At 74.2% G+C, this 17,544-nt stretch carries 12 protein-coding genes and 1 pseudogene; 7 read left to right on the top strand and 6 right to left on the bottom strand.

What is annotated here, in order from left to right; all coding sequences use genetic code 11:
• Window positions 1-34 precede the first annotated feature (34 nt).
• Window positions 35-1,165, top strand: coding sequence for a GNAT family N-acetyltransferase (locus ACPXCS_RS27820; protein ID WP_425950697.1), 1,131 nt, complete (start codon window positions 35-37; stop codon window positions 1,163-1,165).
• Between the two features lie 121 nt (window positions 1,166-1,286).
• On the opposite strand, the gene ACPXCS_RS27815 is transcribed toward ACPXCS_RS27820, so the two are convergent.
• Window positions 1,287-1,883 carry an AMIN-like domain-containing (lipo)protein gene (locus ACPXCS_RS27815; RefSeq protein ID WP_425950628.1) on the bottom strand — a complete coding sequence of 199 codons (597 nt, stop codon included), beginning with the start codon at window positions 1,881-1,883 and terminating at the stop codon, window positions 1,287-1,289.
• A gap of 148 nt (window positions 1,884-2,031) precedes the next feature.
• Here ACPXCS_RS27815 and ACPXCS_RS27810 point away from each other — a divergent pair, with 148 nt between their 5' ends.
• Together ACPXCS_RS27810 and ACPXCS_RS27805 are read left to right on the top strand one after the other, a co-directional pair.
• The gene (locus ACPXCS_RS27810; protein ID WP_425950626.1) at window positions 2,032-4,608 is read left to right on the top strand and encodes a SpoIIE family protein phosphatase; all 2,577 of its coding nucleotides are present in this window, start codon (window positions 2,032-2,034) and stop codon (window positions 4,606-4,608) included.
• Window positions 4,609-4,702: 94 nt separating this feature from the next.
• Entirely contained in the window at window positions 4,703-5,395 is a 693-nt protein-coding gene (locus ACPXCS_RS27805; RefSeq protein ID WP_425950624.1) for a GAF and ANTAR domain-containing protein, read from the top strand.
• On the opposite strand, the gene ACPXCS_RS27800 is transcribed toward ACPXCS_RS27805, so the two are convergent.
• Window positions 5,386-7,521 carry a SpoIIE family protein phosphatase gene (locus ACPXCS_RS27800; protein WP_425950622.1) on the bottom strand — a complete coding sequence of 712 codons (2,136 nt, stop codon included), beginning with the start codon at window positions 7,519-7,521 and terminating at the stop codon, window positions 5,386-5,388. The genes ACPXCS_RS27805 and ACPXCS_RS27800 overlap by 10 nt on opposite strands.
• A gap of 154 nt (window positions 7,522-7,675) precedes the next feature.
• Between ACPXCS_RS27800 and ACPXCS_RS27795 the strand changes: the two genes are divergently transcribed.
• The gene (locus ACPXCS_RS27795; RefSeq protein WP_425950620.1) at window positions 7,676-8,404 is read left to right on the top strand and encodes an ankyrin repeat domain-containing protein; all 729 of its coding nucleotides are present in this window, start codon (window positions 7,676-7,678) and stop codon (window positions 8,402-8,404) included.
• Window positions 8,405-8,488: 84 nt separating this feature from the next.
• Here the strand turns inward: ACPXCS_RS27795 and ACPXCS_RS27790 are convergent, their stop codons facing one another.
• The gene (locus ACPXCS_RS27790; protein WP_425950618.1) at window positions 8,489-8,671 is read right to left on the bottom strand and encodes a hypothetical protein; all 183 of its coding nucleotides are present in this window, start codon (window positions 8,669-8,671) and stop codon (window positions 8,489-8,491) included.
• Window positions 8,672-9,108: 437 nt separating this feature from the next.
• On the opposite strand from ACPXCS_RS27790, the gene ACPXCS_RS27785 reads away from it, so the two are divergent.
• Complete coding sequence (locus ACPXCS_RS27785; protein ID WP_425950616.1) at window positions 9,109-10,101, top strand: DMT family transporter; 993 nt, start codon at window positions 9,109-9,111, stop codon at window positions 10,099-10,101.
• 58 nt (window positions 10,102-10,159) lie between these two features.
• Window positions 10,160-12,062 (top strand): annotated as a pseudogene (locus tag ACPXCS_RS27780) (MMPL family transporter).
• Window positions 12,063-12,071: 9 nt separating this feature from the next.
• Here ACPXCS_RS27780 and ACPXCS_RS27775 read toward each other — a convergent pair.
• The 3 genes from ACPXCS_RS27775 to ACPXCS_RS27765 form a co-directional block, all read right to left on the bottom strand.
• Window positions 12,072-12,821: a sulfite exporter TauE/SafE family protein gene (locus ACPXCS_RS27775; RefSeq protein ID WP_425950696.1), complete on the bottom strand. Its 750-nt coding sequence runs from the start codon at window positions 12,819-12,821 to the stop codon at window positions 12,072-12,074.
• 200 nt (window positions 12,822-13,021) lie between these two features.
• Window positions 13,022-15,061, bottom strand: coding sequence for a DUF1996 domain-containing protein (locus ACPXCS_RS27770; protein ID WP_425971045.1), 2,040 nt, complete (start codon window positions 15,059-15,061; stop codon window positions 13,022-13,024).
• 300 nt (window positions 15,062-15,361) lie between these two features.
• Window positions 15,362-15,994, bottom strand: a complete 633-nt coding sequence (locus tag ACPXCS_RS27765) for a GNAT family N-acetyltransferase (protein ID WP_425950612.1) — start codon at window positions 15,992-15,994, stop codon at window positions 15,362-15,364.
• Between the two features lie 423 nt (window positions 15,995-16,417).
• On the opposite strand from ACPXCS_RS27765, the gene ACPXCS_RS27760 reads away from it, so the two are divergent.
• The gene (locus ACPXCS_RS27760) at window positions 16,418-17,527 is read left to right on the top strand and encodes a YihY/virulence factor BrkB family protein (protein ID WP_425950610.1); all 1,110 of its coding nucleotides are present in this window, start codon (window positions 16,418-16,420) and stop codon (window positions 17,525-17,527) included.
• The last annotated feature ends 17 nt before the right edge of the window (window positions 17,528-17,544 follow it).

Here is a 17,544-nt window from a genome sequence, read left to right as displayed (position 1 = left end):
GGTGATGTGCAGGCCTTCGTGTGTCCCCATGCCGATGACACAGGAGGCAGAGTTGCCCGGAAAGCGCGTTCTCGTTCTGCGGCCGGACGAACTGGGCCCGGACGACCGGAAGATGTGGCGGGAGATCCGGACGGAGTCCGGGGCCCCGGCCAATCCCTTTCTCGACCCGGCGTTCACCACGGCCGTGGGACGGGTCAGGCCCGGAGCCGAAGTGGCGGTGCTGCAGGACGACGGTTCACCGGTCGGGTTCTTCCCGTACGAGAGGGGCCGTTGGGGGCGAGGCCGGGCCGTCGGGCTCGGGGTGTCGGACAGTCAGGGAGCCGTGCTGCGGCCCGGAATCCGCCTGGACGCGCGCCGGTTGTTACGGGAGTGCGGGCTGTCGTCCTGGGAGTTCGACAATCTGGAGGCGGGTCAGGCGGCGTTCGCAGCGCACGCCGCCGAGGAACTCGCCTCACCGGTCGTCGACATCGGCGAGGGCTTCGCGCCGTACACCGAGCGGCTGCGGGCGAAGTCGCCGGGCTTCCTCAGACAGACCCTGGCCAAGGAGCGCAGGCTGGCCCGGCAGGTCGGCGAGGTGCGGTTCGTGTACGACGCCCGGGACCCGGGGGCCCTGCGGGCGCTGATGGAGTGGAAGTCGGCGCAGTACCGGCGCACCGGCCGGCGGGACCGGTTCGCGCAGGAGTGGATCACCTCGCTGGTGGGACTGCTCGGCGAGAGCGACGAACCGGAGTGCCGCGGCGTGCTGTCGGTGCTGTACGCCGGGGGCCGGCGGGTCGCCGCGCACTTCGGGCTGCGCTCGCGGACGGTGCTGTCCTGGTGGTTCCCGGCGTACGACCGCGCGTTCGCGAAGTACTCCCCCGGTCTGGTGCTGCAGCTGCGGATGCTGGAGGCGGCGGCGGCCGACGGGATCGAGGTGGTCGACCTGGGCAGCGGCCCGGCCCGCTACAAGGAGTCCCTGAAGACCCGCGACCTGCGGGTGTACGAGGGGGCGGTGGTGCGCCCGGTGCCCGGTGGAGCCGCCCACCGGCTGGCCCGGGAGCCCGCCCGGTCCGCCCGCCGTTTCGTGCGCAACCGCCCCCGCCTGGCGGGCGCGGCGGCCCGGACGCTGGAGGAACTGGGCCGCCTGCGCGACCGGGGGGCGACGGTGCGAGCGCCCGACTCCTGACCGGACACGCCCGCCGCGGCTCACGCGGGCGCGGTGGCCGCGCGCGCCGCAGCCCCCGGGCGGGGTACCGCGGCACGCGGGCATGGGTGCGCCCGGCTCCGGGGAACCGGGCGCGGTGCTGTCAGCGGGTCGCGGTCCAGCTGTGGGCGACGTCCACGATGACACGGTCGTCCAGCTGCAGGACCCGGAAGGGCAGCCGGGCCCGGACGCCCAGGCCGATCTGGGTGTCGCCCTCGAAGCTCCCGGCGAACCGGGTGTCGCGGAAGGTGCGGTAACCGGTGAGGTCGACACCCGGCAGCGGAAGCGCCACCCGGCCGGGATACGTGGCCGCACCCGTCTCCGGGTCGTAGGACGGCGCGGCCACGCGCACCTCCAGGACCGCCCCGCCGGCCACCGGGATGTGCCGGCCGGAGCCGTCCTGGTGGAGCCGGTCGACGTACTGCACGGTGTACCCGACGCCGCTGCCCGCGCCGGGCACGTCGACGACCATGCGGTCGAAGCAGTCGTGGCGCCCGGTCCTGACGTTCCGCAGCGGTTCCTGCGTGCCGCCGCCGGCGGTCTTCGCCAGGCTCCCCCAGCCGGCCGGACAGGCCGTGACCTGGGTCGCGGCCCGCTCTCCCGCGACCGGCGCCGCGCCGGCCGGGACCGCCGCCATGCCCACTGCGGCGCCCATGACCGCGAGCGTCGCACATGCTCTTCTGATGAGTGTTCCTGTCATTGCCGCCCCCGAGGCCGCGTGCGAGTGATACCGGGTGAGACAGCCGGACCGGCCGAAAGGTTGCACTTGCCGCGCCGGAGCGCCGACCATGGCACATCCTGGTGGGGAGCGAATGATGTCCGGTGCGTCCCTACCGGGAGGACGCGACATGGATGAGGCGACCGCCGTACCGGACGGGCCCGGGTCACCCGGAGGCCGACGTCGGGGCGGCGGGGGTGACGGCCGGGGCCGGGCCGGGGACACGGGGTGGATCGCAGACGCGCTGACCACTCCGCTGGTCGAGGCCGTCCGGGACCTCGACGGCTACGGCGGGCTGGTCTACCTGCGCTCCCCCGACCGGCGCTCCCTGGTCCTGGCGATGGTCACCGGCGTGCCCAGGTCGCTGCTGAAGAGCTGGTGGCGGGTGCCGGTCGGCGGCGCCCTGCCGATGGCCGAGGCCTATCGGCGCGACGAGACCCTGTGGCTGCCGGACGAGCGCGCCACCATGGTGCGCTTCCCGCACTTCACCGCCGGGCTGCCCTACTCGTTCGGCTCCGCCTACCAGCCCGTGCGGGCCGGCGACGAGGCCGTGGGCGTCCTGGTCGTGCTGCGCTCGGCAGCCCGGGCACCGATGGACGCGGAGGCGGTGGGGCACGCCCTGCGCCCGGCGCAGTGGCAGCTGTCGGAGCGCCTGGGCCGCCTGCCCGCCGGCCGGTCCGGTCCGGAGTCCGGCGGGGGCGGCGTCGCGTACGACGGCGAGCCCGTCAGCGTGCGGCTGCCCACGCCCGCCGTCCACCCGGTGCGGGTCGGGCTCCTCGACTGGGACCTGGACGACGACCGGTGCGCGGCGGACGACGAGGCCCTCGCCCTGCTCGGCATCGACCGGGCCGGCTTCGGCGGCACCCTCGTGGACATCGAGGCCCGGGTCAGCCCCGACGACCTGCACGAACTGCGGGCGAGCCGGAGTGACGCGCTCGCCCACGGCCGGGTCAGGTCACGGCATTTCCGGGTGCTGGACCGGTCGGTGGGCGGCGGGGAGGCCGGCTACCGGCCCGTGGAGTTGTGGGGCCACCTGGTGCGGGGCGCCGGCGGCTCCGGCCGGATGCTGGTCTGCGCCCTGGTCGACGCGGCCGTCGGGCTGACCGCGGCCGAGGCCGCGGAGCGGCTGCCCGACGCGCTCTTCTCCCTGGATCAGGACGGCCGGCTGACCTACCTCAACCGGCGCAGCGAGGAGCTGCTGGGCTGCGGCCGGGAGGAGTTGCTGGGCCGTTATCCCTGGGAGGTGATCACCTGGCTCCGGGACCCGGCGTACGAGGACCGGTACCGGGCGGCGATGCTCTCCCAGGAGCAGGTGTCCTTCCTCGTCCGGCACCCGGGCGGGGCCCGGCTGAGCTTCGTGCTGTACCCGGACGTGCACGGGCTGACCGGCCGGGTGTATCCGGCCGGGCCGCCGCCCGGGGACGAAGCCGCGCGCGAGGACGCCTCCGCCGCGGATCCGCCACCGGCCGGCGGCGCGGTGGCGGCGCCGCCCGGGCCGGTGGCCGAGGCACGGGCCGGGGCGCTCTACCACGTGGTGCAGATGGCGAGCGTGCTCACCCAGGCCGTCACCGTGCGGGACGTGTGCCGTGCCGTTTCGGAGCAGCTGCTGCCCGCGTTCGGCGTGCGGGAACTGGCCCTGTACACCGTCCGTGAGGGCCGGATGTACCTGCTGTGGGAGTCGGGCTACCCGGAGGGCTTCCTCGCCCCGTTCGAGGGCATCACCCTCGACACGCAGCTGCCCGGCGTCCACGCGCTGACGACCCGGCTGCCGCTGTTCTTCGAGTCGCCCGAGGACCTCACCGTGGCCTACCCGGGCATCGTCCTGGACCGGATGAACGCCTGGTCGTTCCTGCCGCTGATCGCCTCGGGGCATCCCGTCGGCTCCTGCATCCTCGGCTGGGAGACGCCGCACCGCTTCACCGCCGACGAACGCTCCGCCCTCACCGCGCTGAGCGGACTGGCCGCACAGGCCCTGGAGCGGGCGCGGCTGTACGACGCGGAGTCCGCCGTCGCCCGGGGCCTGCAGGAGGGTCTGCTGCCGCACCGGCTGCCGGCGGTGGAGGGGCTGCGCACCACCGGCCGGTACCTGCCGGGCACGCAGGGCATGGCCATCGGGGGCGACTGGTACGACGTGATCAGGACCGAGCGCGGGGTGGCTCTGGTCATCGGGGACGTCGAGGGCCACAGTGTCGGGGCCGCCGCGGTGATGGGCCAGTTGCGCAGCGCCGTGCACGCCTTCGCGGCGAGCGGGCATCCGCCGCAGGAGGTCATCACGCACACCAACCGGCTGCTGGCCGACCTGGAGTCGGACGCCTTCGCCACCTGCTGCTACATCGAACTGGACCCGCGCACCGGACAGGCCCTCGCCGTGCGGGCGGGCCATCCGCCACCGCTGCTGCGCCACTGCGACGGGCATGCGCGGACGCTGGACCTGGCGGGTGGCGTGATGCTCGGGGTGCAGCCCGACGCGGACTATCCGGTCACCGCGCTGACGCTGGACCCGGGCAGCGTCCTCGTGCTCTACACGGACGGGCTCGTGGAGCGGCCCGGGAGCGACATCGAGACGGGCATCGACCGGGTCCGCGGCTGCCTGGCCGCCACCTCGGCGGACTCGGTGGAACATCTCGCCGACCGGCTGGTGGGGACCGCCCGGCAGGCCCGGGACCGGCCGGACGACGTGGCCCTGCTGCTGACGGCGTACCGCTGACCCGTCGCGGCGGAGACGGCCCGGTCCCGGGGACGGACGCGGCGGGCGGCGGGGGGTACGGTGGTCGGGACGGCGAGCTAGGCGGTGGTGGGCGTTGGACTGGCAGCGGTACGCCGAGCAGATGGCCGTACTCGCCCGGGACCTGCTGGCGCAGGATTCCGTGCAGGCGACCCTGGACAAGATCGCCGCGTCCGCGGTGAAGCTGGTCGAGGGATGCGACGCGGCGGGCATCCTGACGGTGTCCAGGGGCAAGGCCGTGACGCTGGCCGCCTTCGGCGACATGGTCGAGGAGTCCGACCGGCTGCAGGGCGAACTGGGCGAGGGGCCGTGCTTCGACGCCGCCCGCCGTGTGGACGGCGAGCGGCTGTTCCGGATCGCCGACATGACCGTGCCGCAGTCGTCCTGGCCGCGGTTCGGCCGGGCGGCCCGCGAGCTCGGCATCGGCAGCATGACCGGCGTGCTGCTCTACACGGACCGGCAGGACTTCGGCGCGCTGAACCTCTACTCCCGCCGCCCGGGAGCGTTCGGCAAGGACATCGAGACCGCGGGCTGGCTGCTCGCCTCGCACGCCGCCGTGGCACTGTCCACCGCCCGCACCGTCGACCAGCTCGAACACGCCCTGGAGACACGGCACGCCATCGGTGAGGCCATGGGGATCCTCAGGGAGCGGCACCGGCTGAGCGAGGACGAGGCGTTCGGCGTGCTGCGGCGCCTGTCTCAGGAGCACAACGTCAAACTGCGGGACGTGGCCCGGCGCGTGCAGGCGGACCCTTCCGGTCAGGGCTGAGCGTCCGGGCCGAGCGTGGCGCGCAGCAGGAGCACGGTGATGTCGTCGGTGTGCCGGCCGACGGGGGTGGTGTGGCGGACGAGCCGGTCGACGAGCCGCTCCAGGTCGTGGCCGTCGGTGCCGTCCAGATACCCGGCGAGGTCGGCCGTGGTGCGGGTGGCGTCCGTGCCCGGGACTTCGACCAGGCCGTCGGTGTAGAGGGCGAGCACGGTGCCCGGGAGCAGGGGCGCGGTGGTGACCGGGTAGCGGGTGTCGGGGCCGATGCCCAGCAGGGGTCCCGGCTCGACCTCCAGGACACCGCCCGGGCGGCCGGTGTGGCGCAGCAGCGGGGGGACGTGCCCGGCGCTGGCGAAGGACACCTCGTGGCGGGCCAGGTCGAGCTGGGCGTAGAGACAGGAGACGAGCAGCTCGGAGTCGAGGTCGGCCAGCAGCCGGTTGGTGCGGGCGAGGACCTCGTCGGGTGCGGCCCCCGCGGTGGCGTGGGCGTGCACGGCGATGCGCACCTGGCCCATCAGGGCGGCCGCGGCGACACTGTGGCCCTCCACGTCGCCGATGACGGCGGCCGCGGTCGTGTCGTCCAGCCGCAGGACGTCGAAGAAGTCCCCGCCGACCTCGACGCCGTGGCCGGCGGGCATGGAGCGGGCGGCGACGTCCAGACCGGGCAGCCGCGGCAGGGCCCGGGGCAGCAGGGCGCGCTGCAGTTCGCCGACGAGGCGGTGCTTGGCGTCGTAGAGGCGGGCGCGGTCCAGGGCCTGGGCGATCAGGCCGGACAGCGAGGTGAGGACGGCCCGTTCGTCGGCGGTGAAGGTGTGCGGGTCGTCGTAGGACAGGATGCAGCAGCCCACCGGACGGCCGGAGATGATCAGCGGCAGGAACGCCCAGGCCTGTTTGCCGCTGATCCGGGGCGCCCTGGGGTAGTTGGCCGTCATCTCGGCCGGATGGGAGAAGAAGGCGGGGGTGCCGCTGGCGACGACCTGTCCGGCGGGGGTGAGGTCGGTGTCCAGGGCCAGGGCGTCGAGCCGCTCGACGACGTCGCGGGGGTAGCCGTGGGAGCCGGTGATCTTCAGCCGGCCGGCCTCCGCCGAGGACAGCACGAGTCCCTGTGCGCCGAAGGCGGGCAGGATCTGATGGGCGATCAGGGCGACGAGGTCGCGCACGGTGACCGTCTCGGTGAGCGCGGCGGCCAGGTGCACCAGCTGGTAGAGGCGGCCGGTGGACGCCGCCCGCGCGGGGCGTGCGGCGGCGGTCGCCGGTGGGTCCACGCGCCCGTCTCCGCCCGGGACGAGGCGGACGCTGATGCCGCTGGTGTCCGGGTAGAGCTGGAAGGTGAGGCGCTGGTCCGGGGGGCGGAGCGCGGTGAAGGAGACGGGGGCGCGGCTGACGACCGCGGTGCGGTACTGGTCCTCGTAGACGGGGTCGTCCAGCCAGGGCAGGGACTGCCAGGGACGGGTGCCGAGCAGCCGGTCGGCGCTGCGGCCGAGCAGGCGGGCGGCGCTGTCGGTGGCGAAGACGATCCGGCCCTCCAGGTCGAGGGCGAGCGCGCCCTCGGGGAGGCGTTCGAGGTAGTCGGCGGCGGCCAGGCCGGTCTGCACCGGGTGGTGCGCGGCCGCCAGCGGGACGACGCGCGGCTGGTCGGGCAGGGTGGGCGGCCCGGTGGCGTCGTCGAGCAGGCGTGCCATGCGGCGGGCGACGGAGGTGATGTGGTCGTGTTCGCGCGGTGTGAGCGGGCGCGGGCTCATCGCGGGCCACATCAGCACGAGGCCGCCCCAGGAGCGCCGGACGCCGGTCAGGGGGGCCGCCGTCAGGGCGAAGGGGTACGGCAGCACGGCGGCGGCCCGGGGGTAGCGGCGGGCCATCTCGTCCTGGCTCCCGATCCGGACCAGCCGGTCGTCGCGGATGGCGTCGGCGACGGGCACCGGAGCGGTGAGCGGCAGCCGCTGCCAGGGGGCGGTGAACGCCACCGGCAGCCCGCACAGGGCCACCAGGCGCAGCACCGGTTCCGCGTCGTCGATCAGGTACAGCCCGCCGGTCGAGGCCCCGGTGCCGCGCACGGTGTCGGCCAGGGCCGCGCCCAGGGCGTCCTCCAGCGACCCGGCGCCCGCGGCTGGCTCGTTGCTCCCGGACATGGCGTGTCCTCCCGCTCCTACCCGGACGCTACGCCTGCCGGGGCCGGGGAGCATGTCGTCGGACGGGCCGGCGGGCGGAGAGGGCCGAGCGGGCCCCCTGCGCAGGGTCGTCCTGGCAGAATCAGGGGCCTCGACGGCAACGGGGAGGACCGCCTTGCGGACACTGACATCCCGGGACCCGCTGGCGGTCGCGGTGACGGAGGCGATCCGGGCCGGTGACCTGTCCTCGCTGCGGCGGCTGCTCACCGACCACCCGGGGCTGGCCACCGCGCGCGTCACCGAGCGGGGCGAGGACGGCGCGGGCACGCGCAGCCTGCTGCACATCGCCACCGACTGGCCCGGTCACCGGCCCCACGGCCCCGAGGTGGTCGCGATGCTGGTCGACGCCGGGGCCGACCCCGACGCCCGCTTCGGCGGGGCGCACGAGGAGACGCCGCTGCACTGGGCGGCGAGCAACGACGACGTGCCCGTCCTGGACGCTCTGCTGGCCGCCGGGGCCGACATCGAGGCTCCCGGAGGGGTGATCGCCGGGGGCACCCCGCTCGCCGACGCCCGCGGGTTCGGGCAGTGGCGCGCGGCGTACCGGCTGGTCGAGCACGGCGCCCGGACCACGCTCCAGGACGCCGCGACGCTCGGGCTGCTGGACCGGGTCCGGGTGTGCGTGGAGTCCGGCGAGCCGCCGTCGCCCGCCGACCTCACCAGCGCCTTCTGGGGCGCCTGCCACGGCGGGCACCTGTCCACCGCGCGCTACCTGCACGCCCACGGCGCGGACGTCGACTGGCAGGGCTACGACGATCTGACGCCCCTCGACGTCGCCCGCGGCCAGGGCGCCGAGGACGTGGTGCGGTGGCTCAGTGAGCTGGGGGCGAAGGGCCGGGCGTAGCGGCGCCGGCGGCATTGCCCGCCCGGGCGGCCGGGGCGGCGGGCCGCAGTCCGGGACTCCGCCTCCGCCCTCGTCCCACGGGACTCAAAGGCAGTAGCGGACCAGCCACTCGTCCTGGTTGTACGCCGTGCGCGCCGGGTCGGGGACGCTGGCCGCGCGCTCCTCGACCATGTCCTCCACGCGCACCGGCTCGGGGAGCGACCCGAAGCGTGCCCGGCGTGCCGCGTCCTCCGGCTCGGTCCCCTGCTGCGCCCTCGCCTCGTCCATGGCGATTCCCCTCTCCGCTGGTCTGCCGACCCGATCGGCCCTCCTGGGCAAAGGGTGGACGTACGGGACGTGCTCTTGGTTCCCGCGGTCCCGTCCGGCCTCGCGCGTCACCGCCGCTCAGCCGCGGAAGTTGCGCTGCCGGCGGTGCCCGGCGAGCACCGCCAGCCGGTCCTGGGCGAGCGCGCGCCCGTCGCTCACGGCGGTGTTGCGCTCGACAGCGCGGACGCCGCGCATGCCGGGGATGACCGTGGAGACGGTACGCGTGTCCGTGTCCGCCGTTCCCCTGGCGAGCCCATGGCACGGCGACAGCTACCACATCGGCTGACCTGCGGGAGTCACCCCCGGATGTGCCGGGCGGCCCGGAAGCGAATTGGTCCCCCACAAGGGCAGGGAAGTGGACCTCCTCCCGGGCCGCCCGGATGCCTAGCGTCACCCGCATGAACGCCACGACCACGCGCGGGGCCCTGCTCGCCGCGCTCGCCTGTGTCCTCGTCGGAGGGTCCTTCACCGCCAACAGCCTCCTCGGCTCCTACCCGTACGCGGGCGGCCAGTTCCTGCGGTACGGGCTGGCCTGTCTGCTGCTGTTCCCGCTCGCCGGGCGGGGTTCGCTCACCCGGCTCAGGGCGCTGACGCCGCGCCAGTGGGTGCGTCTGGCCCTGCTCGCGGCGGTCGGCATGGTGGGGTTCAACCTGGCCGTGCTCGCCGCCGAGCGCACCGCGGAACCGGCCGTTCCCGGCGTGTTCGTGGGCTGCGCCCCGGTCGTCGTCGCCGTGCTCGTGCCGCTCCTGGACGGACGCCGACCGCAACGCACCGTCGTGTACGGGGCGTTGCTGGTGGCGGGCGGCGCCTGCGTCGTCCAGGGCTGGGGGCGCACGGACGGCGCGGGTCTCGCCTTCTCGGTGTGCGCGCTGGCGGGCGAAGTCGGATTCGCCGTGCTCGCGGTCCCCGTGCTGCGGCCCCTCGGGCCCCGGCTGCTGTCCGCTGTCGTGTGCGCGGTCGCCGCGCTGGAGTCGGCGGCGGCCGGCCTGTCGGCCGACGGGGCCGCGTGGCTGCGCCGTCCCGACGCCGTCGAGGCCGGCGCGCTGCTGTGGCAGGCGGTGGTGGTCACGGTGGTCGGGTTCGTGTGCTGGTACATGGGCATGCAGCGGATCGGCGCGGAACGCGCCACGCTGTTCTCCGGCCTCATCCCGGTCGCCGCGGCCTGCACCGCGCCGCTCGTGGGCACCGGGTCCTACGGCCTCGCGCAGGGCGCGGGCAGCGCCCTGGTCGGGCTGGGCGTGGCCCTGGGATCCGGGGCGCTGAAGCGGCCGGCCGGGTCGCGGGCACCGGGCCCCGGCCGGCCCGTCCGGCCCGCGCCGCCGGGGCAGCCCGGGCGGCCACCTTTCAGGGGAACGGCCGCACGCGGGGGCGTGGAGTCCACGGCCGAGTGAAGCGGGGCGCGTCTAATGGGCGCCACCGCACGCCGTCACCGACACGGGAGACCGCTCCATGCCGCACATCCGCAGGGGTGAAGGGGACGAGACGACCACGCGGCCGGGCCCGCTGCGGCGGCTGGGCGAGTGGTGCGCGCGCCACTTCGTGATCGTCATCGCCGCCTGGCTGGTCGCCCTGGTGGCCCTGCAGGTCCTCAGCCGCACCCTCGGCGGGGAGTACTCCGACGACTTCTCGCTGCCCCAGGCGCAGTCCCAGAAGGGCCTGGACGTGCTCAAGAAGCACGACCCCCAGGCCGGTGGCTACAGCAGCCAGCTCGTGCTGCACGACGAGGGGCGGGCCCTGACCGCGCTGAGCTCGCAGGTCTCCACCGCCGTGGCCGACCTGGAGAAGCTGCCGCACGTCCTGTCGGCCCAGAACCCCCTGTCCGCGCAGAGCTCCTTGTCGGGCCAGTCGCAGCCGAACGTCGGGCCGCTGTCCGACGACCGGAAGACGGCCTACATCACCGTCCGCTTCGACGTGCAGCCCGCGACGCTCGGCGACGGCTACCTGGACCGGGTGGACGACGCCGTGCAGCCGCTGCGGTCGGCCGGAGCGGAGGTGGAGTACGGCGGGCCGCTCGGTGAACTCGCCCGGCCGGCCGCCCACGACCGGGTCAGCGAGCTGATCGGCTTCGCGGTGGCGATCGTCGTGCTGCTGGTCGGGTTCGGCAGCGTCATCGCCGCGTGCGTTCCGCTGCTGAGCGCGCTCATCAGTGTCGTCGGCGGTCTCGCGTTCCTGGGGCTGCTCGCCGCCGCGTTCACCTTCGCGACGGTCTCCCCCACCCTGGCCACGATGATCGGCCTGGGCGTCGGGATCGACTACGCCCTGTTCATGATCACCCGTCACCGGCAGAACCTCATGGAGGGCGCCGACCCGGTGCGGGCCGCCGGGCAGGCCGCCGCCACCAGCGGCCACGCCGTCCTCGTCTCCGGCTGCACGGTGATCATCGCGCTGGGGGGCCTGTCGACGTCCGGGGTGTCCTTCATCGGCCTGCTCGGGCTGGCCGCCGCCGTCACCGTCGTCTCGGCCGTCGTCGGGGCGCTCACCCTGGTCCCGGCCCTGCTCGGGCTCGTCGGCCGGCGTATCGACCGCTACCGGGTGCGCCGTCCCGTGGCCGAGGCGGACACCGCGGCGGGCGAGGCGCAGGGCACCTGGCACCGGTACGCGCAGCGCGTGGAACGCAGGCCGGTGTGGTTCCTCTCGGCGGGCCTGGCAAGGACGAAGGGGCCGCCGCCGTCACGCCTCTGACACCCACTCAGGACGGGGACGTCCTCGTCGGCACGGTGTACTCGTCCGAGTCGCCCCGGAGCGCCACGACCACGGATCTCGCCAACCGGCTGGTTGACGGCACCCTCCCCGACACCGTCCAGGGCACGGACGCCGAGGGCTACGTCACGGGCACCACGGCGTCCTGTCGATCACCGCCTCCTACGGGGTGGTCGTCGCCGTGTTCCAGTGGGGCTGGGGCGGTCCCGCGCTCGGCGTCGACGGCACGGTGCCGATCGAGAGTTACGTGCCCATGATGATGTTCGCCATCATCTTCGGCCTCAGCATGGACTACGAGATCTTCCTGCTGTCCCGCGTCCACGAGGCGTGGCGGCGCACCGGGGACGCCAGGGCCTCGGTCGCGCACGCGCTGGAGATCACGGCCCGGGTCATCACCTGCGCCGCCCTGATCATGGTCAGTGTGTTCGCGGCGTTCATCGTCAGCGACAACATCGTGGTCAAGATGCTCGGACTGGGGCTGGCCGTCAGCGTGCTCATCGACGCGACGGTGGTGCGCCTGCTCCTGGTGCCGGCCGTGATGACCCTGCTCGGGCGGCACGCCTGGTGGACACCGCGGTGGCTGGACCGGGTGCTGCCGCACATCGACACCGAGGGCGAGGCGGCGGCGCCGGCGGGGCGGCCGGGGTCGTAGGCCCGGGGGTCAGTGCACGACGAGGTGGACCAGGGCGAGGGTGCCGACCGAGACGATGAGGGTGCGCAGGACGGCCGGGCTGAAGCGGCGGCCGACCCGGGCTCCGATCAGGCCGCCCAGCGCGGAACCGGCGGCGATGAGCACGACGGCCGTCCAGTCGAACTCCGCGTAGAAGAGGAACACCACGGCGGCGACGGTGTTGACGACGGCCGCCAGGACGTTCTTGACGGCGTTGAGCCGCTGGAGCGTGTCGTCCAGCAGCATGCCCATCAGGGAGACGTAGATGATGCCCTGGGCTGCGGAGAAGTAGCCGCCGTAGACGCTGGCCAGGGTCATGCCGGTGAGGAGCAGCGGCCCGCCGTCGCGCCGGGCGCGGGCGCCGGCCGGGCGCCGGCGGCGCACCCGCCGGGCGATCAGCGGCTGGCAGGCGACCAGGACCAGGGCGAGACCCACCAGGACCGGCACGATCCGCTCGAAGGCCGACGCGGGCAGGGTCAGCAGCAGGACCGCGCCCGTGAGGCCGCCGAGTGCGGCACCGATGCCGAGCAGGACGGCGCGCCGGCCCTGGCCGCGGAGTTCCTCGCGGTAGCCGATGATCGCGCTGAGGGAGCCGGGGACCAGGCCGAGCCCGTTGGACACCGTGGCGGTGACCGGGGGCAGTCCGGTGGCGAGCAGGACGGGAAAGGTGATCAGCGTGCCCGAGCCGACGACGGCGTTGACGGCCCCCGCGCCCGTGCCGGCCGCCAGCACGGCCGCCATCTCCCCCGGCGTCACGCCGCCGCTCCGCCGGACATGCCGTTCCTGGTGATGTCGAGGTTCATGGGATCACGCTAGATCGTGCGTGTTTCGGCGATCGCCGAAGGGTGCCGGCGGGTGCGTGCCCGCCAACGCACGGAACGGCGGCGGGCCCCCGCTGAGGGGTCCCGCCGCCGTTCGCGGTCCTACCGGGGTGCGGTCGGTCAGCCTCGTCTCACGCGGCGGAGGACCACGAAGCCCGCGGCGACCAGGACTGCGCCGGCCGCGGCCGGCCAGAGCTGGGCGCCGGTGTCGGCGAGGCCGCCCTGGCCGACCGCCTGCGGCTCGGTCAGGGACGGGGACGACGGGGTCGGAGCGGCGCTGGTGGCCGTGCCGACGGCCTGGGACTCGCCGAGGCCGTCGGCGTCCTCGTCGCCCGTGCCTGCCCCCGAGGAGGGCGTGGCGAGCACCTCGGGTGCGGCGGTGCCGGGGGCCTCGGACCCGTCGGCGGGCTTCGGCGCGCCGGTCGGCTTGCCGGCGGCCGGGGCCTCGGAGGCCTCGCCCTTGCCGTCGTCGCCCTTGCCCTCGTCGCCCTTGCCCTCGTCGCCCTTGCCGTCCCCGCCGTCGGCGTCGCCGGGCTTGCCGCCGGCGTTGCCGTCCTGCGGCGCGTCCGGAGTGCCCGAGGGCTGCTCCTGCGGGGCCTCCGGCGTCTGCGAAGGCTCCTCCTGGCCCGGCTCCTCACCCTGACCGGGTTCCTCGCCCTGCCCCGGCTCCTCGCCCTGGCCGGGCTCTTCGCCCTGACCCGGTTCCTCCTGGCCCGGGTCCCCGCCCGCACCGGCGCTGCACGTGCGGCCGTCGTTGATGCAGTCGACCATCTTCTTCATCAGGTTCTCGTCGAAGACGTTGATGAAGTCGCCGTGGTCCGTCACCGGCTTGTGCAGCTGCTCCGGGAAGGAGTCGACCGCGAACAGGGGTGTCGTACGGCCGCCGTCCTGCAGACTCGGGGCGTCGACGTCGTAGACGATGCGCTGCACGAGCTGCGGGATGGGACGGAAACCGGACGGGCAGGCCCCGGCGGCGTCCGCGAACGCCACGTGCGTGCGGTGGTTGGCGCTGTCGATGTTGCGGCCGTCCCAGCAGCTCTGGAACTTGAAGGTGCGCACCACGTCACTGCCCTGCGGGCACAGCGGGTACTTGTCCTTCAGCTGCCGGTCCTCGAAGCCGGTGCAGCTCCAGGAGGCGTTGGCGTTGGCCGGGCCGTTGACGAACGACTTGGCGTCGCCGGTGATGATGCGCAGCAGCCGCGGCATGGCCGTGACCTTGTCGCGCGGGTTGCCCACGAAGTTCAGCGTCACCTGCTTGGGCGTGACGATCTCGCCCGCGTTGCCCTCGATGCCGCCGCCGGGCTTCTGGGCGTCCTGCTCCTGCGTGCCGTTCTGCAGGCGCAGCACCGGCCAGTAGTAGGAGGACTTGTCGCCCTGGTCGACACAGCTGGTCTCGGCGTTCGCGAGGTCCTGGTCGCTGGCGAAGGCGTCGTTGGACTGGTTGCCGACGTAGTCGTGGAAGTGGTGGGCGCCGTTGGTGACACCCGGAGCGACGATGACGTTGTCCGAGTTGAACAGGCCGTTCTCGTTCACACCGCAACTGGTCGCGAACGAGCCGCGGGAGGCGTTGCCCTCGGCGCGCGGGGTACTGACGTTCGGCTGGACGTTCTTGATGTCCGCGAAGTCGGCGGCCACGGGGCCGTTGCCCGCCTGTCCCCCGTTGGCGCCCTGGCCCTGCTCCTGGCCGTCCTGTCCGCCCTCGCCCTGTTCCTGGCCGGGCTGTTCACCGCCGCCGTCCTGGCCCTCGCCCTGGGCGGGAGCCTGGTTGCCGGAGGCCCGCAGGGTGCAGGCGGCGAGGTCGTCGAGCCCCTCGGGCCGGTCCCCCACGCGGTCGATGGCGATCGCGATGCGCTCCAGGGTCGCGGCCCGCTTGTCCTTCAGCGGGTTCACGATCGCGCTGTCGGCGAAGCCGGAGTCCTGCTGGATCTGCTGGGCCGAGGCGGTCAGCCGCTGGTAGGCCAGGGCGATCTGCTCGTCCAGCAGGGCGAGTTCCTTGTCGACCTCCGCCCTGGCCTGCTCGGGCACCGCGGTCAGCTTGGTGCCCACGTCCGGGCAGTCGATGGTCGCGCCCCCGGCGGGAACCCCCGTGCCGGACCGCGTCGAGGCGGAGTCACCGTCCCAACCGCCGTCCGTGGCCGAGGCGTAGACGTTCGCGGCCATCAGGCCGCCTCCGCCCAGGATCAGCGCGAACGCGGCGAAGGTCGCGCGTCGTTTGCCTGTAGGGCGTCTTCGCGTATTGCGTGCCAAGGGTGCTCTCCTGCGCTTGTGGCGTGCCGGGCATGAAAATCCCCTCGCCCCATACGTACGGGAGCACCGGTGTGTTCAGGTGCCTCGAAGATTTTCGGAGAACTCTCATGGACCCGGGAAACCCGTCGCGGCGGAGGCCGTTCCCGTTCCACCTGGCGTCGGGGTCGTGCTGCCACGCCTGGCGGCAGCCGTGGTTGCGGGAGGCGGGTCGGGTCAGAGCCGCTCGAGCTCCTCGGTGCTGCGCCCCAGGAAGGTGGCCGAGCCGGGGTCGGGGACCTGGAGTTCGTGGAAGCCCATGCGGTCGTAGAAGGCCCTGGCCCGGGTGTTGGCCGTGGCCATGGCGAGGTGCACGGCCGGTACGCCCCTGTCCTGGAGCGTGGCGAGGAACGTCCGCATCAGCCGGCGCCCGTGGCCGCGACCCTGCCAGGCGGGCAGCAGGTCGATGTGGAGGTGGGCGGGGTAGGCGGCCAGTTCGGGCACGACCATGCGTTCCGGGTGGTGCAGCAGGTGCGCTATCTCCTCGTCCGGGGTGCGCGGCCGCCCGGGCGGCTCCGGGTGGCGCCCGGCGACCAGGGGCAGCCAGTCGGCACGGAAGGCCTCCGCGAAACGCGCGGTGTCGGCCGTGCCGAGGACGTATCCGACGGCCTGCCCCTGTCCGTCGTCCAGCACGAAGGCCAGCTCCGGCTCCAGGTGGACGTAGGGGGCCGCGAAGGTGGCCGGGAAGATGTCCGGGTCCGTGTAGTGGGGGCGGCTGTCCTCGCCGTTGTGGGCGGTGCGGACGCAGATCTCGTCCAGGGCCCGGCGGTCCTCGGGGCGGTAGGGGCGGATGATCGTGTGCGCGGTCATGGCGGCATCGTGCACGGTGTGGGAGCGCTCCCTCAAGGCCCCGGCAGCGGTGGGCCGGGCCGCGTGGCTCGCCGCCGAGGCTGTGCCGCGCCGAAGGATGCCGCCGGATTCCGGGCGCCGCTCGCGGGCGTCGGGGTCGACGTCGGTGTCGGCGTCGGCGTCGGCGATCCGTAGCCGGTCCGAGCCAGAGGACTGGCAGCCGGCAGGGCGCCACCTGAGCCCCGCACGACACCCCCCTGGCAGGCGGCGCGGGCCTGCCAGGCACGTCGAGTCGCCCGCCCGAGTCTCTCAGCCCCGCGCATCCCGCCGAAGGCCCCCCACGGGGCCGGGCGCCCCGACAGCCGAGCCGGCTCTCGCTCAGGGTCACGGCGACTCCCCCGCCCGGCCCCGCTTAAGGCCCCGGCCAGGGGTTACTCGGCCTTCATGGTGAAGCTGCATATACCCGGACGAAAAGGCCCACAGGCGGCCGAGACGCCGCCCGCGGAGGACCGGCGCACCGGGCCCGAGGCGGAACGCCGGGAAGGCCCCGAGCGCTCCGCCGAGGCCGCGGAGCCCGGGCCCGGTCCCGAGGTCGAGCGCGCGGCGCCGGACTCGCCGACCGAGCTGCCCCGCGCCTCGTGGGGTGCGGTGCTCAAGGGCAGTCTGCGCGAGTTCAAGGACGACGAGCTGACCGACCGCGCGGCGGCGCTGACCTACTACGGCGTGCTGGCGCTGTTCCCGGCGCTGCTGGTGCTGGTGTCGATGCTGGGCCTGACCGGCAGGTCGACCACCGACAAGGTGCTCGACAACGTCCAGCAGCTCGCCCCCGGCTCGGCGCGCGACATCATCACCCGGGCCGTGGAGCAGTTGCAGGGCAACGCCGGCATCGGCTCGCTGATGGCGATCGTCGGTATCGTCCTGGCGGTCTGGTCGGCCTCCGGTTACGTGGCCGCGTTCATCCGCTCCGCCAACGCCGTCTACGACATGCCCGAGGGCCGGCCGGTGTGGAAGCTGCTGCCGGTGCGGGTCGGCGTGACCGTCGTGCTGATGGTGCTGGCCGTGTTCAGCGCGCTGATCGTGGTCTTCACGGGCGGACTGGCCCGTCAGGCGGGGACGGCCCTGGGCATCGGCGACACCGCGCTGACGGTGTGGTCGATCGCGAAGTGGCCCGTCCTGGTCCTCCTGGTGACGATCATGATCGCCATCCTGTACTGGGCGACCCCCAACGCCAAGGTGAAGGGCTTCCGCTGGATCACCCCGGGCAGTCTGCTGGCCCTGGGCATCTGGCTGCTCGCCTCCGCAGGGTTCGCGATCTACGTGGCCAACTTCGCCTCGTACAACAAGACGTACGGGACGATGGCCGGTGTCATCGTCTTCCTGATCTGGCTCTGGATCACCAACCTGGCGATCCTGCTCGGCCTGGAGTTCGACGCGGAGACGGTCCGGCAGCGGGCGATCGCCGGTGGGCATCCGCCGGAGGCCGAGCCGTACACCCAGCCGCGCGACACCCGTACGTGGGACGAGCAAGACCGGCGACGGCTGGACGAGACCTGAGCGGCCGGGCCTGAGCG

Source organism: Streptomyces sp. DT190 (assembly GCF_049846985.1).
Classification (GTDB): Bacteria; Actinomycetota; Actinomycetes; order Streptomycetales; family Streptomycetaceae; genus Streptomyces.
This window is presented reverse-complemented; position numbering and strand designations above follow the sequence as displayed.

Coding starts and splice junctions, on each gene's coding strand:
- ACPXCS_RS27820 (WP_425950697.1), top strand. CDS start 35: ATGACACAGGAGGCAGAGTTGCCCGGAAAGCGCGTTCTCGTTCTGCGG.
- ACPXCS_RS27815 (WP_425950628.1), bottom strand. CDS start 1,883: ATGACAGGAACACTCATCAGAAGAGCATGTGCGACGCTCGCGGTCATG.
- ACPXCS_RS27810 (WP_425950626.1), top strand. CDS start 2,032: ATGGATGAGGCGACCGCCGTACCGGACGGGCCCGGGTCACCCGGAGGC.
- ACPXCS_RS27800 (WP_425950622.1), bottom strand. CDS start 7,521: ATGTCCGGGAGCAACGAGCCAGCCGCGGGCGCCGGGTCGCTGGAGGAC.
- ACPXCS_RS27790 (WP_425950618.1), bottom strand. CDS start 8,671: ATGGACGAGGCGAGGGCGCAGCAGGGGACCGAGCCGGAGGACGCGGCA.
- ACPXCS_RS27785 (WP_425950616.1), top strand. CDS start 9,109: ATGAACGCCACGACCACGCGCGGGGCCCTGCTCGCCGCGCTCGCCTGT.
- ACPXCS_RS27775 (WP_425950696.1), bottom strand. CDS start 12,821: ATGGCGGCCGTGCTGGCGGCCGGCACGGGCGCGGGGGCCGTCAACGCC.
- ACPXCS_RS27770 (WP_425971045.1), bottom strand. CDS start 15,061: ATGGCCGCGAACGTCTACGCCTCGGCCACGGACGGCGGTTGGGACGGT.
- ACPXCS_RS27765 (WP_425950612.1), bottom strand. CDS start 15,994: ATGACCGCGCACACGATCATCCGCCCCTACCGCCCCGAGGACCGCCGG.
- ACPXCS_RS27760 (WP_425950610.1), top strand. CDS start 16,418: ATGGTGAAGCTGCATATACCCGGACGAAAAGGCCCACAGGCGGCCGAG.